The 14,765-nt window shown below is 68.2% G+C and carries 16 protein-coding genes, 1 tRNA gene and 1 pseudogene; 16 read left to right on the forward strand and 2 right to left on the reverse strand.

Annotation, left to right across the window (positions count from 1 at the left end; genetic code table 11):
• From Q8814_RS18790 to Q8814_RS18820, 7 genes are all read left to right on the forward strand, one after another.
• Positions 1 to 558: pseudouridine synthase (locus Q8814_RS18790; protein WP_330153507.1), on the forward strand; the 558-nt coding region annotated here is incomplete at its 5' end.
• A 20-nt stretch (positions 559 to 578) separates the two neighbouring features.
• Entirely contained in the window at positions 579 to 1,253 is a 675-nt protein-coding gene (cmk, locus tag Q8814_RS18795) for a (d)CMP kinase (protein WP_330153524.1), read from the forward strand.
• The gene (gene der, locus Q8814_RS18800) at positions 1,250 to 2,674 is read left to right on the forward strand and encodes a ribosome biogenesis GTPase Der (RefSeq protein ID WP_330153508.1); all 1,425 of its coding nucleotides are present in this window, start codon (positions 1,250 to 1,252) and stop codon (positions 2,672 to 2,674) included. Before cmk ends, der begins: the two co-directional genes overlap by 4 nt.
• A gap of 90 nt (positions 2,675 to 2,764) precedes the next feature.
• Positions 2,765 to 2,838, forward strand: a tRNA-Pro gene (locus tag Q8814_RS18805).
• A gap of 251 nt (positions 2,839 to 3,089) precedes the next feature.
• On the forward strand, positions 3,090 to 5,732 hold the full coding sequence (gene adhE, locus Q8814_RS18810; protein ID WP_330153509.1) for a bifunctional acetaldehyde-CoA/alcohol dehydrogenase: 2,643 nt from the start codon (positions 3,090 to 3,092) through the stop codon (positions 5,730 to 5,732).
• A complete protein-coding gene (locus Q8814_RS18815; protein WP_330153510.1) occupies positions 5,722 to 6,159 on the forward strand; it encodes an SRPBCC family protein in 438 nt (145 codons plus the stop codon). Before adhE ends, Q8814_RS18815 begins: the two co-directional genes overlap by 11 nt.
• A gap of 201 nt (positions 6,160 to 6,360) precedes the next feature.
• On the forward strand, positions 6,361 to 6,777 hold the full coding sequence (locus Q8814_RS18820; protein ID WP_330153511.1) for a VOC family protein: 417 nt from the start codon (positions 6,361 to 6,363) through the stop codon (positions 6,775 to 6,777).
• A gap of 24 nt (positions 6,778 to 6,801) precedes the next feature.
• Here Q8814_RS18820 and Q8814_RS18825 read toward each other — a convergent pair whose 3' ends face one another.
• Positions 6,802 to 7,197 (reverse strand): MmcQ/YjbR family DNA-binding protein, encoded by a 396-nt coding sequence (locus Q8814_RS18825; RefSeq protein WP_330153512.1) that lies wholly within the window; start codon positions 7,195 to 7,197, stop codon positions 6,802 to 6,804.
• A gap of 116 nt (positions 7,198 to 7,313) precedes the next feature.
• Positions 7,314 to 8,348: a phosphotransferase family protein gene (locus Q8814_RS18830; RefSeq protein WP_330153513.1), complete on the reverse strand. Its 1,035-nt coding sequence runs from the start codon at positions 8,346 to 8,348 to the stop codon at positions 7,314 to 7,316.
• Between the two features lie 245 nt (positions 8,349 to 8,593).
• Here Q8814_RS18830 and Q8814_RS26545 point away from each other — a divergent pair.
• The 9 genes and pseudogenes from Q8814_RS26545 to ftsR form a co-directional block, all read left to right on the forward strand.
• A pseudogene (locus Q8814_RS26545) lies at positions 8,594 to 9,296 on the forward strand (His/Gly/Thr/Pro-type tRNA ligase C-terminal domain-containing protein); the annotation flags it as partial.
• Between the two features lie 336 nt (positions 9,297 to 9,632).
• The gene (locus Q8814_RS18845; protein WP_330153516.1) at positions 9,633 to 10,268 is read left to right on the forward strand and encodes an NUDIX hydrolase; all 636 of its coding nucleotides are present in this window, start codon (positions 9,633 to 9,635) and stop codon (positions 10,266 to 10,268) included.
• A 72-nt stretch (positions 10,269 to 10,340) separates the two neighbouring features.
• A complete protein-coding gene (locus tag Q8814_RS18850; RefSeq protein WP_408015935.1) occupies positions 10,341 to 10,979 on the forward strand; it encodes a CDP-alcohol phosphatidyltransferase family protein in 639 nt (212 codons plus the stop codon).
• A complete protein-coding gene (locus Q8814_RS18855; protein WP_330153518.1) occupies positions 10,976 to 11,842 on the forward strand; it encodes a DUF881 domain-containing protein in 867 nt (288 codons plus the stop codon). The genes Q8814_RS18850 and Q8814_RS18855 overlap by 4 nt, the downstream gene beginning before the upstream one ends.
• Positions 11,839 to 12,213, forward strand: a complete 375-nt coding sequence (locus Q8814_RS18860; protein WP_330153519.1) for a small basic family protein — start codon at positions 11,839 to 11,841, stop codon at positions 12,211 to 12,213. The genes Q8814_RS18855 and Q8814_RS18860 overlap by 4 nt, the downstream gene beginning before the upstream one ends.
• A gap of 2 nt (positions 12,214 to 12,215) precedes the next feature.
• Complete coding sequence (locus tag Q8814_RS18865) at positions 12,216 to 12,953, forward strand: DUF881 domain-containing protein (protein ID WP_330153520.1); 738 nt, start codon at positions 12,216 to 12,218, stop codon at positions 12,951 to 12,953.
• Between the two features lie 18 nt (positions 12,954 to 12,971).
• Entirely contained in the window at positions 12,972 to 13,400 is a 429-nt protein-coding gene (gcvH, locus tag Q8814_RS18870) for a glycine cleavage system protein GcvH (RefSeq protein WP_330153521.1), read from the forward strand.
• 154 nt (positions 13,401 to 13,554) lie between these two features.
• Positions 13,555 to 14,022, forward strand: a complete 468-nt coding sequence (gene garA / locus Q8814_RS18875) for a glycogen accumulation regulator GarA (protein WP_330153522.1) — start codon at positions 13,555 to 13,557, stop codon at positions 14,020 to 14,022.
• Positions 14,022 to 14,759 carry a transcriptional regulator FtsR gene (gene ftsR, locus Q8814_RS18880; protein ID WP_330153523.1) on the forward strand — a complete coding sequence of 246 codons (738 nt, stop codon included), beginning with the start codon at positions 14,022 to 14,024 and terminating at the stop codon, positions 14,757 to 14,759. Before garA ends, ftsR begins: the two co-directional genes overlap by 1 nt.
• Positions 14,760 to 14,765: the final 6 nt, after the last annotated feature.

Raw genomic sequence — 14,765 nt, forward strand, 5'->3', positions numbered from 1 at the left:
GTCAAGAAGGATCTCGTGCACCTGGTGCTCAACAAGCCCCGCGGGTGGCAGTCCACCATGTCCGACGACCTGGGCCGACCCTGTGTCGGCGACATCGTCTCCGAACGCATCGCCGCCGGCCAGCGGCTCTTCCACGTCGGCCGTCTCGACGCCGACACCGAAGGGCTGCTGCTGCTCACCAACGACGGTGAACTCGCGCACCGGCTCATGCATCCCTCCTTCGAGGTCACCAAGACCTACCTGGCCACCGTCAAGGGCGTGCTCGCCAAAGGCATCGGCAAGCAACTCAAGGCCGGCGTCGAACTCGAGGACGGCCCCGCCAAGGTCGACGCGTTCTCCCTGCTGCAGATCAACGAGGGTCAGTCCCTGATCCGCCTCGAACTGCACGAGGGGCGCAAGCACATCGTGCGCCGCCTGCTCGACCACGTCGGCTACCCCGTCGTGCGGCTCGTCCGCACCGACATCGGCCCCGTCGCGCTCGGCGACCAGCGGCCCGGCACCCTGCGCGTTCTCGGCCGCAACGAGGTCGGCGGCCTGTACCAGGCGGTGGGCCTGTGACCACGCCGCTGATCGTGGCGATGGACGGGCCGTCCGGAACCGGAAAATCCACCGTGTCCAAGCGACTCGCCCGGCACCTGCGCGCCGCCTATCTCGACACCGGGGCGATGTACCGGGTCGCGACGCTGCACGCTCTGCGCCGCGGCACCGACCTGACCGACCCCGCCGCGATCGCCGCGGCCACCGCAGCCCTGCCGTGGGCGATCGGCATCGACCCTGCCGTCGAGGACATCCGCCTCGACGGGCAGGACGTGCGCGACGTCATCCGGGGCGCCGAGGTCACCGGCGCTGTCTCGGCCGTCTCCGCGGTCCCGCAGGTCCGCGACCTGCTGGTCGCCGCGCAGCAGCGGCTCGGCCGCGACGCCGGTCGCGTGGTCGTCGAGGGCCGCGACATCGGCACCGTGGTATTTCCCGACGCGGACGTGAAGATCTATCTCACCGCGTCGGCGGAGGCCCGCGCCCACCGCCGCAACACCCAGAACATTGCCGAGGGCCGCGGTGACGACTACACGGCGGTGCTGACCGCGGTGCAGCGCCGCGACCACCTCGACTCCACCCGGGCAGTGTCCCCACTGCGCGCGGCGGACGACGCCGTGGTGGTCGACACCAGCGACATGAGCATCGACGAGGTGATTACCGCGCTGGTCGCGGTGGTCGCCGAACAGACGGGAGCGGCCCAGAGAGCGCCGCCGTGACACCCGACTCCTCCGGCACCGGATTCCCGGACGACGGCACCTGGTCCGAGGAATCGGACTGGGACATCGAACTGGGGGAGGGCGGCGACCTCGAAGAGTTCGTGCCGGTCCCCACCGTGGCCATCATCGGTCGCCCCAACGTCGGCAAATCCACGCTGGTCAACCGCCTCATCGGGCGCCGCGAAGCCGTCGTCGAGGATGTGCCGGGCGTGACCCGCGACCGGGTGTCCTACGAGGCGAACTGGAACGGCCGCCGCTTCATGGTGCAGGACACCGGCGGCTGGGAACCGGACGCGAAAGGCCTGCAGCAGTCCGTGGCCCGCCAGGCCGAAGTCGCGATGCGCACCGCCGACGCCATCATCGTCGTCGTCGACGCCACCGTCGGCGCCACCTCCGTCGACGAAGCGGTCGCGAAGGTGCTGCGCCGCTCGAAGACCCCGGTGATCCTCGTCGCCAACAAGGTCGACGACGACCGGGTCGAATCCGAGGCCGCCGCACTGTGGTCGATGGGCCTCGGCCAGCCGTACTCGGTCTCCGCCACCCACGGCCGCGGCACCGGCGACCTGCTCGACCAGCTCCTCGAGGTGCTGCCCGCGACCCCCCGCGAAGGCACCGGGGGGGGTGGACCCCGCCGTGTCGCGCTGGTCGGCAAGCCGAACGTCGGCAAGTCCAGCCTGATCAACAAGCTGTCCGGCGACGAACGCTCGGTCGTGCACGACGTGGCCGGAACCACCGTCGACCCGGTGGATTCTCTCGTCGAACTCGGCGGCAAGCCGTGGCGTTTCGTCGACACGGCCGGTCTGCGCAAGCGCGTCAACAGCGCGTCCGGCGCCGAATTCTATGCCTCGCTGCGCACCCGCGGCGCGATCGAAGCCGCCGAGGTCGCGGTCCTGCTGATCGACGCGTCCCAGCCGATCACCGAGCAGGACCAGCGGGTGATCACGATGATCGTCGAATCGGGTCGCGCCATGGTCATCGCCTTCAACAAGTGGGATCTCGTCGACGAGGACCGGCGCTACGAACTGGGCCGCGAAATCGAACGGGATCTGCTGCGGGTGCCGTGGGCGGCGCGGGTCAACATCTCCGCCAAGACCGGACGCGCGGTGCAGAAACTGGTGCCCGCCATGGAAACCGCGCTCGAATCGTGGGACAAGCGCATCTCCACCGGCCGGCTCAACAACTGGCTCAAGGAAGTCGTGGCCGCCACACCCCCGCCGATGCGCGGCGGACGGCTGCCCCGGGTCATGTTCGCCACCCAGGCGGCGACCCGGCCCCCGACCTTCGTGCTGTTCACCACCGGGTTCCTCGAGGCCGGTTACCGCCGCTTCCTCGAACGCCGACTGCGCGAAGAATTCGGATTCGACGGCAGCCCCGTCCGGATCTCCGTGCGGGTACGCGAAAAGCGCGAGCGCCGTAAGTAACCGGCGCAACAGAATGACCCTCTGACCAGGCGATTGGTGCATCGGTCCGTCCCTGTTGTAATCTCAACGAGCGCTCGACGAGAGCGCGGACGGGCTGTGGCGCAGCTTGGTAGCGCACTTGACTGGGGGTCAAGTGGTCGCAGGTTCAAATCCTGTCAGCCCGACCGACGACGAAGGCGGTCCCGGAATCATCCGGGGCCGCCTTCGTCGTGTCCGCTGAAAACTGCCCGCCGTCCCGGTCCCGAGCGCCATCCGAATCGTGACGCGGCGGAGGCGGTCGTGGCCGTCGCGCAGAACTCGGGCCCCTCGACAGGGTCCAAAGACCGCTCTCAACACCGGTGTGCGCGGGTACTGTCCCGAACGAGGGCTCGTCCGTACCGAGAACCGACGGGCATCTCCAGCGCGAGGAGAGATCATGACCAACACCGAATCCCGAGCTGTCGGTCGCACCGGTGACGCGTCCACGGCGGAGAACACCTCCGCCGTCCGAGAGGGTTCCGTCCGCTACGACGAGGTCGACGCGGTGGTCGACACCGCCACCACCGCCGCGGAGGCCTTCCGCGCGCTCGACCAGCAGCAGGTCGACGCGATCGTCGAAGCGATGGTGCGGGCCGGGATCCGGGCGGCCGCGGAACTTGCCGCCGTGGCCATCGAGGAGACCGGCTTCGGCGTGTTCGAGGACAAGGTCGTCAAGAACTACGTGGCCACCGAGTTCCTCTACGACTACCTCAAGGACAAGAAGTCCGTGGGAGTGATCGAGGAGGATCTCGAGCGCAGCATCGTCCGCGTCGCCGAACCGATCGGGGTCGTGCTGGCCATCACCCCGGTCACCAACCCCACCTCCACGGTGCTCTACAAGGCGATCGTGGCGGCGAAGACCCGCAACGCGGTCATATTCCGGCCGTCGCCGTTCGCGGTGCGATCGTGCGAACGCACGGTCGAGATACTGCGCGCGGCGGCCGAGGCGGCCGGTATGCCTCCCGGCGCCTTGCAGGTCATTCCCGACGCCGCACACGAAGTGACCCACTACCTGTTCAAACACCCGGGGGTCGATTTCATCTGGGTCACCGGCGGGCAGAAGATCGTCTCTCTCGCCAACGCCGCCGGAAAGCCCGCCCTCGGGGTGGGTCCCGGCAACGCCCCCATCTACCTGCACCGCACGGCGGACATCAAGGGCGCCGTCGTCGACATCCTGATCTCCAAGACCTTCGACGCGTCGGTGATCTGCCCCGCCGAACAGACCTGCATCATCGACGACGAGATCTACGAGGCCACCGTCGCCGAATTCGAAAGGATGGGTGCTCACCTGCTCACCGACGAGGAAGCCGAGGCGCTCGCCGACTTCGCGTTCGGCTGCAGCGACAAGGTGAACCTCGAAGCCCTCGGTCAGCAGGCTCCCGAACTCGCCGCACGCGCCGGCTTCACCGTGGACAAGTCGGTCAAGGTGCTCTTGGCGCCCCTACCGTCGGATCTCGACCGGCTCGCCGCGCACCCGCTGGTGCAGGAGAAGCTGATGCCTGTCCTGGGCCTCGTGCGGGCCCGCGACGTCCAGCACGGCATCGATGCCGCCGTCCTCGTCACCGAGCACGGCGGCCTCGGCCACACTTCCGCGATCTACGCCCAGGACCAGGCCGTCATCGACGCGTACGCGCTGGCCGTCCGCACCGGCCGGATCCTCGTCAACGCTCCCACCGCGGTCGGGGCGCTCGGCGGGATCTACAACAATCTGACCCCGACCTTCTCCCTCGGGTGCGGCACGTGGGGCGGCTCGAGCACCACCGAGAACGTCAACTACATGCAACTGCTCAATATCAAGACGGTGTCGCACCGGCGCACGCCGCCGCAGTGGTTCCGCGTGCCGTCCAACACGTTCTTCAATGCGGGCGCGCTGGAGCGCGACGTCGCCTGCACCAGCGTGGTGGTGATCACCGACGCGCTCAGCGAACAGCGCGGTGTCGTCGACGAACTGCGCCGCCATCTGCGCGCGGAACACATCAAGGTATTCAGCGAGGTCGAGCCCGAGCCGGACGAGGCCACCATTCGCCGCGGCGTCGCACTGCTCGAGCAGTTTCCTCCGGATCTGCTCGTCGCCATCGGTGGCGGCTCGGTGATCGACGCAGCCAAGGCGATCAGACTCTTCTATGAGCATCCCGAGAAGGAACTCGAGGAACTGGCCCTGCCGTTCCTCGACCCCCGCAAGCGCATGGCCGACTACCCGCAGGACCCCCACCAGTTGCGACTGGTGGCGATTCCCACGACCGCCGGGACCGGGTCGGAGGTGTCACCCGCGGCCGTCCTCACGGTCGCCGGCCGCAAGGAGACCCTGGTCGACTATTCGCTGGTGCCGGATATGGCGGTAGTGGACCCCCTGCTCACGATGTCCATGCCGCGCACTCTGACGGTAGACACCGGCGTCGACGCGCTGACCCACGCATTGGAGGCGGCCGCCTCGATCTTCGCCTCGCCCTACACCGACGCCTTCTGCGTCCAGGCCGCGCGCCTGATCTTCGAGGCGCTACCGAGGGTGTACGACGATCCGAACGACCTGTCCGCGCGCACCGACATGTCCAACGCTGCCACGCTCGCCGGTCTGGCGTTCTCGAACGCGTTCGTCGGGACGAACCATGCGCTTGCGCACGCCGTCGGAGCCCGATTCGGCATCGCCCACGGCCGGGTGAACGGGGTGTTCCTGCCCCACACCCTGCGGTACAACGCGAGCCTGCCCACGAAGTTCATGCCGGCGCCGGGCTATTCGGCCTACGTCGCGCCGGACAAGTATGCCCAGCTCGGGCGGATCGTGTTCGGGGGTCGCGAACCGGAGGAGAGTCGCCGCCGGCTCTTCCAGGGCGTCGAGGATCTGCTGCGCCGCTTGGGTGTGCCCCGCACCCTGCAGGAGATCGAGGTCCGCGAGGACGAGTTTCTCGCGGCGCTGCCCGAGCTGGCGATGACCGCGTTCCAGGATCTCAGCAACCGCACCAACCCGCGGATGCCGCTGATCAGCGAGCTCACCGACCTGCTCCGCGCCGGCTACTACGGGGAGGGACACGATGCCGACTGACAGCGCCGGCAAGACCGTCTCGATCAAGGCGTCCCCGGACACGGTGCTCAGCACGATCCGAGACCTGGGGAGTCAACCCGAGTGGATCCCCGAGATCCTCGAGGCCGAAGTTCTCGAGGTGGACGAGTCCACCGGCCTGCCTCGCACCGCCCGGTTCAAGGCCTCTGCCACCGTCGGCACCGACAGCTACGTCTTGACCTACCGGCACCGCGACGACGGGATGAGCTGGACGATGGTCGAAGGGCGCCTGCAGACGGGCCAGGAGGGGGAGTATCAGCTCGAATCACTCGGACCGGACACGACGTCGGTGACCTATCGGCTGACCATCCACCACAACCTGCCCCTGCCGGGGTTCCTACGTAACCGCGTGATCAAGGGGCTGGTCGACAGCACGCTGACCGGGCTACAGAAGCACCTCGAGACCTGAGCGGACGTACCGGCACGGTGTCGGCTCCGCGGCCCGAAGGCGAGCAGACGGACCGATAATCCGGGTAGAACGGAACAGTAATATTTACCGAATAAAGTGGCTGTCCGCGATCGAAGGTGGCGATCACGATGAGAAATGCTCGCCCGACGAGTCGGACCGTGTGAACCATTCACCATCCTCCGACCACAGGAGCTGACGACCGTGACGACTCGACTCAACCCGTATCTCGGCTTTCGCGATACCGCGCGGCAGGCGATGGAGTTCTACCGCTCGGTGTTCGGCGGAGAACTCACCATCAGCACCTTCGGTGACTTCGGCGTGAGCGACGACCCCGCCGAAAGCGACAAGGTGATGCACTCGATGCTCACCACCGACGGCGGCTTCGTGCTCATGGGTGCCGACACCCCCGACCGCGCCGACTACATCGCCGGCACCAATTTCTCCGTGTCGTTGAGCGGTGACGACGCCACCGAGCTGCAGGGCTGGTGGGACCGGCTGTCCGACGGCGGGCGCATCGACCTGCCGCTCGAACGTGCGCCCTGGGGCGACACCTTCGGGATGTGCACCGACCGGTTCGGCGTCAGCTGGATGGTGAACATCGCCGGTGCCGCCGACTGACCGCACCGTGCCCTGACACGCGGCTCAACGGGCGCGGGCATCCAACTCGCGCACCAGCTTCGCCGGCGCGGTGACCCGGAAGGACATATCCAGCAACTCACCCACCTCGTCCCAGTCCACGTCGTCCCGATCCAGATCGAATCCGATCCATCCCGACGGAGCCAGGTAGGCCGGGGGATAGCCGTGCGGCGCCGCGAGGAGGGCCTCGCGCTCACCGGCATCGGGTTTGACGATCAGCGACCGCGGAAACTGCGCGCCGGTGTCCTTGACCCCGCCGCCGTATACGGCGAACGCCGTCTTCGTGTAGAAGAACGGCCGGCCGTGCGAAATCTTCTCGGCAGCACCCGGAAAGACGAGCGCCAGCTCGCGTACCCGCGCCAGCAACGGATCGGTCTCGTCGAACATGACGGGATGTGGCATGCGCGCAGCGTACCTTCGTGCGCGCCACCCTGATTGGAGATGTGGCCCGAGGCGGACAACGGAACCGTCCCGCCTGCTCGTTGCGCGCCGTCGCCTGCGGCGTCGGGCGACGAGAGTCAGGGGTGCGGTGCCAGTGCCGATATGCCCGCCTGCAGCAGCGGCTCCACCCCGGCCCCGATCGAGTCGAATCCTGCCCCGACGGTCTTGCCCTCGCGGTACCGGAAGTAGATGCCCTCGAGAATCACGGCGAGTTTGTAATAGGCCAAGCCGAGGTGGAAGTCCAGGTCTGCCAGGTCCCGGCCGCTCGCGGTGGCGTATCTGGACAGCAGTGCCTCGTCGTCCAGGAAACCCGGAGCGCGCGACACGGTCGACACCGCGTACGCGGCATCCGTACGCGCGAGTCGCTGATACACCAGCAGCAATGCCACATCTGTCAGCGGATCTCCCAAAGTCGCCATCTCCCAATCCAGCACGGCCGCGACCTCGTCGTGCGCGTCGACGAGCAGGTTGTCGAGCCGGTAGTCGCCGTGCACGATGCCCGAGCCACCGGACTCGGGAAGCCGGGCGACGAGCAGGCGGTGGAGTTCGTCGGCGCCGTCGAGCGTGCGGCTGTGGGAATGCCCGAGTTGGGTGTGCCAGCGCCGTACCTGCCGCTCGAGGAACCCGTCGGGACGCCCGAAATCCTGCAGGCCCACCGTTACCGGGTCCACGGCGTGCAGGGCGGCCAGGGTGTCGACGAGACGCTCGGAGATCCTCCGGACGCGGTCCGCTCCGAGGGGTTCGAGTTCGGCCGCGGTGCGATAGGGCGTGCCCTCGACCAGGTCCATCACGTAGAACGGGGCGCCGAGCACGTCGGGATCGTCGCACAGCAGGTGGGTGCGGGGGACCGGCACGGCGGTGCCGGAAAGCGCTGTCATCACCCGGTATTCGCGCGCCATGTCGTGCGCGGTGGCCAGCACGTGCCCGAGCGGAGGCCGGCGCAGCACCAGGCGGCGATGCCCGTCGGACAGCTCGTACGTGAGGTTCGATTTGCCACCGCTGATCAGGTGCGCCGACAGTGGGCCGTCGACAAGCGACGGATGGTGTGTTTCGAGGTAGGTCGTCAGGCGGGGGAGATCGAGCCCGGCGGGTTCGGTGTGCGCGTCCGTCATGTCTTTCCTCTCGTACCGCAACACTATGGCGCGTCCGGCCCGGGGGCGGAAGGCGAATCGCCGAGTGGTCCGCCGGCGGACGTCGGCCCGGTGAGTACTCCGGGCCTGACGGAACCACATAATATACAGAATCAAGAGCTTCCAAGCACTAAAATAGCCCCGATGACCGCCGCGCAACGTCCGGGCGTGTGGACCTCCCAGCGCCAGGATTTTCCTCGCCAGGATCAAGGCCGCGGGCGCCGAGAAACGTCTATCTGCCGCTGTTCATTCCTAGGTCGTATCTCGACCGCGAGGCCGAACACGTGGAAGGATTCGACCCCGAGCTCGCCGTGGTCACCTGTGCCGGCGGTAAGGCGCTGCCCGAGCCGTTCGTGGTCCGGCCCACCAGCGAAACCACGTTCGGGGAGCTCATGGCCGGATTGGTGCAGTCGTACCGCGACCTGCCGATGCGGTTGAACCAGTGGGCGAATGTGGTGCGATGGGAATTGCGCCCACGACTGTTCCTGCGCACCACCGAGTTTCTCTGGCAGGAAGGGCACACCGCGCACGCCACTCGCGATGAGGCCGCCGCCTACGCCCTGCAGGTCCACCTCGAGGTCTACCGTGACTTCCTGCAGGACGTGCTGGACCACGTCGTGGGGGTCGAGCACCCGCATGGTCGGTGGACTGATCATGTCGCACGGTGACGATCACGGGCTGCGGCTGCCTCCCGCGGTCGCCCCCGTCCAGGCCGTCGTGCTCGCGGTCCGCGACGACGAACGCACCCTCACCGCGGCCTCCGACCTCCTCGCCGCACTGGCGGCGGCGGGCGTCCGGGCACGACTCGACACCCGGACCGATCAAGGGTTCGGCCGTCGCACCACCGAATGGGAACTCAAAGGCGTGCCGCTGCGGATCGAGATCGGACCCCGCGACCTCGAACACGGACAGGTCACAATCGCCCGACGCGACACCCGCGAAAAGATCGTTCTGTCGCGGGAGTTCGCGGCGGCGACCGTGCCCGGCTTGCCGACCGCACCGCGGAAGCCACCACGGTCCCGAGGCGCTGGAGGTCGCGCAGACCGGATTCGCACGCATCCCGTGGCGGCTGCTCGGCCCGGAAAGTGAACGAGCACTGAACGCGCAGGGGGCGAGTGTCCGCTGCCTCCAGACCGCAGACGGCACCGTGCCCGAAGCCGCACACCCACGCGAAGAACTCCTCGCGATCGTCGGACGGAGCTACTGACACCATGCGTGCGGGACGCGGCCTGCCCATCACCGCACCGACGCCCTACTGTCAGAGGCATGCAAGCCCCGAACGCCCCCGACTCTGCGAACGCCCTGGAACGCGATGCCGTCAAGGCCGCGCTCGACGGGTTCGAATCGCGCCGCATACCGCTCGACGGACGCCGCCACGCCGCCGTCGTCGTCGCGGTCCTCGACGACGGTGCCGGGAACCCCGTGATGCCACTGACCCGACGCCCCACCCGGCTGCGTGCGCACCCAGGACAGTTCGCGCTTCCCGGCGGCCGGCTCGATCCCGGCGAAACGGCCGACGAAGCGGCACTGCGCGAACTCCACGAAGAACTCGGGCTGCAGGCCGAATCCGGACACATCCTCGGCCGCCTCGACGACTACATCACCCGCTCCGGATATGTGATGTCCCCCTTCGTGGTGTGGTCCGAGACCACGATCGCCGACCTGAAGCCCAGCCCCGACGAAGTCGACGTCCTCTTCTCGGTCACCAGCCGAGAACTCGACGCCGAACCCCGATTCGTGTCCATTCCCGAATCGGACAAGCCGGTGATCCAATGGCCCTTCCGCGGCCATCTCATCCACGCGCCCACCGCGGCCGTGGTGTATCAATTCCGCGAAGTGGTGCTGCGTCGCCGGCATACCCGGGTCGACGGTCTCGAGCAGCCCGTCTTCGCCTGGCGGTGACGCTGCCGCGCACCGGACCGGCCGCCGAGTGTGGCAGGCTGACGGAGCACAACCACGGCAGGCAGACGACGGATGAGGGACGGACCGAAATTGACCGACGCGACGACCACGGGTGACGCCCGGCCCGGTTCCGATCGCATCTTCACGGTCCCCAATCTGCTCAGCTTCGTGCGGCTCCTCGGAGTTCCGCTGTTCCTCTATCTGGTCCTCGTACCGCACGCCGACGGGTGGGCCCTGACGATCCTGATCGTCAGTGGCATCACCGACTGGGCCGACGGGAAACTCGCCCGGCTCCTCGACCAGGGATCGCGGCTCGGCGCGCTGCTCGACCCCCTCGTCGACCGCCTGTACGTCGTGACCACCCTCGTCGCGCTGGTGGCACGCGACATCATCCCGTGGTGGCTCGCCGCCATCCTGATCGGACGTGAACTCGTCCTCGCGCCGACACTGTCGGTCTACCGCCGGCGCGGCCTGCCGCCCCCCGAGGTTCTGTACCTCGGGAAGGGCGCGACGTTCCTGCTCATGTGCGCGCTCCCGATGCTCCTGGGTGCGGTGGCCGTGCCGTCGGCCGCCCCACTGGTCGAACCCCTCGGATGGGCCGCACTGATCTGGGGAACAGTGCTGTACGTCTGGACCGGACTGTTGTATCTGCTTCAGGCAGGGCGCATCGCCCGCAGCGTGCCGGTGGCGAGGAAGAGTCCCACCGAATGAGTCGCCGCTGGGAGCAGATCCGTCGCAATCCCGTCCCGTCACTCCTCAAATCCCTTCTCGAGGACCACCTCGATCCCGGCTACGCCGCGGCTGCCGCCCACCGCGCGGCGCGCGGGACGGCGCCCACACCGGCACGGACCCGGGCATGGCTCGTGTTCGGCGGCATCCTCGCCGGCCTCGTACTCGGAATCGGCTACGCCCAGAGCGACGCCCGAGAACCGGATGCAGACCAGGCGCGGGCAGAAATGCTCACCGCCGTCCGATCGGGAGAAGAACGCACCGCAGCGCTCGTCACCCGCCGCGACGAACTCACCGAGACCGTCGAACAGCAACGCAACACGCTCTTCGCCGACGACGCGGAAGGCGCCGCAGTCCTCGACGCGCTGCGCCGAGCCCAGGACGCCGCCGCGGCAACCGCAGTCCGCGGCCCGGGCATCACCGTCACCCTCACCGACCCCTCGGCCCGACCCAACCTCTCGGACCCCACACAACGCGAAGCTGCCCTCAGCACCGCCGCGGTCCTCGACCGCGACCTCCAGGCCGTCGTCAACGCGCTGTGGGCCGCCGACGCCGAAGCGATCGCCGTCGGCGGTGTGCGCATCGGCCCCGGCGTCACGATGCGCCAGGCCGGGGGAGCGATGCTCGTCGACAACCAACCGGTCTTCTCCCCGTACACCGTTTCTGCGGTGGGACCGCCGGCGCGGCTTCAGACCGACTTCGTCGTCAGCGACGCATACCTGCGCCTGGCGGGCATCCAGCAGCTCTACGGGGTAGGTTTCACGATCGCCGAGGAGACCGAACTCGAACTACCCGCCGCTGCTGCGCGCGGCGTCGGAGCGGCACAAGAAGCGGGGAACCCATGAACCAGGTCCGGCCGAAACACGTTCGACACGGCCACGCACTGTATGCGGTGCTGGCCCTCGCCCTCGGGATCGCGGCAGGGGTGGTGTTCAGCCCCCAGGTACCCGAGATCGTCCAGCCGTACCTGCCCATCGCGGTCGTGGCCGCACTCGACACGGTCTTCGGGGGACTGCGCGCCTATCTCGACGACATCTTCGAGGCGAAGGTCTTCGTGGTGTCCTTCGTCTTCAACGTCCTCGTCGCCGCGCTCATCGTGTGGCTCGGAGACCAACTCGGTGTCGGTACGCAACTGTCCACCGCCGTCATCGTCGTCCTCGGCATCCGCATCTTCGGCAACGCCGCGGCGCTGCGGCGCCGACTGTTCGGAGCCTGACGATGACCGAAGACGAGACATCACCGCCGCCCGCGGAACAGCCCGAGAAGCCACGTTCCGCAGTCGTGTTCGCCGTCCTGGCGGGCGTGCTGCTCCTGCTCCTCGGTACCGCCATCGCCACCCAGGTCAAGAACACCGGCGCCGGTGACACCCTCGACTCGGCCCGGCCGGCCGACCTGCTGGTCATCCTCGACAACCTCAACCGCCGCGAGGCGTCGCTCCGGCAGGAGATCACCGCGCTCGAACGCACACTGGCCGGCCTCGAACAGGACGGCTCGGATGCGGCCCTGGCCGAGGCGCAGGCACGGCTGCGCACCCTGTCGCTGCAACTGGGCACCGTCCCGGCCACCGGACCGGGAGTCGTTCTCACGCTGACCGATCCGCTCGGCGGTGTCGGCGCCGACGTGCTCCTCGACACGATTCAGGAATTGCGCGCCGCCGGCGCCGACACCATGCAGATCGCGGGCGTCGACGGCACGGCTGTGCGCATCGGCACCGAGTCCTGGGTCACCGGCGCGGCCGGGTCGGTGATCGTCGACGACCGGCCCCTCCGCCCGCCCTACACGATCACCGCGATCGGCGACGGCCCCACTCTCGCAGCCGCACTGAACATCCCCGGCGGCGTCGTCGACACCGTCGCCCGCGCCGGCGGCACATTGGTGATCGAACAATCGCTGCAGGTCGACGTACCCGCCTTGCGGGAGATCGAACCGCGCCAATACTCTCAGCCCGGTAACTGAATCCGACGTTCGTGCCGAATGTCACCGCCGAAAGGACCCCCCGTGAGCGAGTTGCAGACCCCCGCAGAATTGCATTACACGGCGGAGCACGAATGGCTGCAGCGGACAGGAACCGCCACCGCCCGGATCGGCATCACCGACTACGCGCAGTCGCAGCTGGGCGACGTGGTGTTCGTGCAGCTGCCGGACGTCGATTCCCAACTGACGGCAGGGGAGTCCTTCGGTGAGGTCGAGTCCACGAAGAGCGTCTCTGACGTGTTCGCGCCCCTGACCGCGAAGGTGGTGACGGTCAACACCGAACTGGAGTCCAACCCGGAACTGGTCAACAGTGACCCATACGGTGCGGGCTGGCTCGTGGAGGTCGAGGTTGCCGGTGAAGCAGACCTCGACGCCGCCCTCGAACACACTCTCGACGCGGACGGCTACCGCGAGATCACTGAAAGCTGACAGTTCGGGCGGTAACGTGACTGCGACTACCTGCATTCCCGATCCCCAGCAGGGTACGGTCAGATAGGACGTGTGCCGTGTCGAATGTGATTGTGGCGAACGAATTAGCGATCCTCGGGGACACTCCGGGGGATCGAACGGATAAGGAGAAACGGTGAGCGAGAACGGCAACGCGGGCTACGAGGAAACCCCTGCGGAAACCACTTCGGTGTTTCGCGCCGACTTCCTGAACGAATTGGAGAGCACCGGCACGTCCGCGGCACCGACCGAAACCCCGGTCTCGGGAGTCGAGGGGCTTCCCGCCGGGTCGGCGCTGCTCGTCGTCAAACGCGGTCCCAACGCGGGCTCCCGCTTCCTGCTCGACCAGCCGACGACGTCCGCCGGCCGGCACCCGGACAGCGACATCTTCCTCGACGACGTGACCGTGAGCCGCCGGCACGCGGAGTTCCGTCAGGACGAAGGCGATTTCCAGGTGGTCGACGTCGGCAGCCTCAACGGCACCTATGTCAACCGGGAGCCGGTGGACTCCGCCGTCCTCGCCAACGGTGACGAAGTTCAGATCGGAAAGTTCCGGCTTGTGTTTCTGACCGGTCCGCGCGGCACCCAGGGCGCAGGTAGCTGATGACCGCTGCCCACTCGCCGGCACCGGGGGGCATGTCGATCGGGTCCGTACTCGACCGCCTTCGCCCGGAATTCCCGGACGTGACGATCTCGAAGATCCGGTTTCTCGAGGCCGAAGGCCTGATCAGTCCGGAGCGCACGCCCTCGGGCTATCGGCGGTTCTCCATCGCGGACTGCGAGCGGTTGCGCTACGTCCTCACCGCCCAGCGCGACCAGTATCTGCCGCTGAAGGTGATCAAGGAACAACTCGAGGCGATCGACCGTGGTGCCGCGACGGTGGGGACGGTCGATGCCCGCCCGAAGCGGCCCCGGTCGCTGGCAGTGGCGCGCGGCGAGGTGTCGCCGGAGGACCTGCGGACCGATCGGGAAGTCCGCGTCAGCCGCGAGGACCTGTGCGAACGAGCCGGGATCGACGCGGCCTTCCTGACCGAACTCGTCGGCGGCGGTCTTCTCGTCCCGGGGCCGGCCGGGTTCTTCGACGACGACGCGGTGCTGCTCGCCCGCACTGCCCGAGCCATGTCCGAGTTCGGCCTCGAGGTTCGGCACCTGCGCGCGTTCAAACTTGCCGCCGATCGCGAGGCCGGGCTCGTCGCTCAGATTGCCGGCCCGATCGCGAAAGGCCGCGATGCGGGCGCGCGGGAGCGCGCCGAGGAAATGGTGCGCGAATTGGCAGCGCTCACGTTGACACTGCACACCTGCCTGGTGAAGGCTGCGGTACAGGGGTCGCTGGACCGCTGATCCGGG

Origin of the sequence: Rhodococcus chondri (assembly GCF_036327435.1) — a bacterium.
GTDB classification, from domain to species: Bacteria; Actinomycetota; Actinomycetes; order Mycobacteriales; family Mycobacteriaceae; genus Rhodococcus; species Rhodococcus chondri.

Coding starts and splice junctions, on each gene's coding strand:
- cmk (WP_330153524.1), top strand. CDS start 579: ATGGACGGGCCGTCCGGAACCGGAAAATCCACCGTGTCCAAGCGACTC.
- adhE (WP_330153509.1), top strand. CDS start 3,090: ATGACCAACACCGAATCCCGAGCTGTCGGTCGCACCGGTGACGCGTCC.
- Q8814_RS18815 (WP_330153510.1), top strand. CDS start 5,722: ATGCCGACTGACAGCGCCGGCAAGACCGTCTCGATCAAGGCGTCCCCG.
- Q8814_RS18825 (WP_330153512.1), bottom strand. CDS start 7,197: ATGCCACATCCCGTCATGTTCGACGAGACCGATCCGTTGCTGGCGCGG.
- Q8814_RS18830 (WP_330153513.1), bottom strand. CDS start 8,348: ATGACGGACGCGCACACCGAACCCGCCGGGCTCGATCTCCCCCGCCTG.
- Q8814_RS18845 (WP_330153516.1), top strand. CDS start 9,633: ATGCAAGCCCCGAACGCCCCCGACTCTGCGAACGCCCTGGAACGCGAT.
- Q8814_RS18850 (WP_408015935.1), top strand. CDS start 10,341: ATGAGGGACGGACCGAAATTGACCGACGCGACGACCACGGGTGACGCC.
- Q8814_RS18855 (WP_330153518.1), top strand. CDS start 10,976: ATGAGTCGCCGCTGGGAGCAGATCCGTCGCAATCCCGTCCCGTCACTC.
- Q8814_RS18860 (WP_330153519.1), top strand. CDS start 11,839: ATGAACCAGGTCCGGCCGAAACACGTTCGACACGGCCACGCACTGTAT.
- Q8814_RS18865 (WP_330153520.1), top strand. CDS start 12,216: ATGACCGAAGACGAGACATCACCGCCGCCCGCGGAACAGCCCGAGAAG.
- gcvH (WP_330153521.1), top strand. CDS start 12,972: ATGTCACCGCCGAAAGGACCCCCCGTGAGCGAGTTGCAGACCCCCGCA.
- ftsR (WP_330153523.1), top strand. CDS start 14,022: ATGACCGCTGCCCACTCGCCGGCACCGGGGGGCATGTCGATCGGGTCC.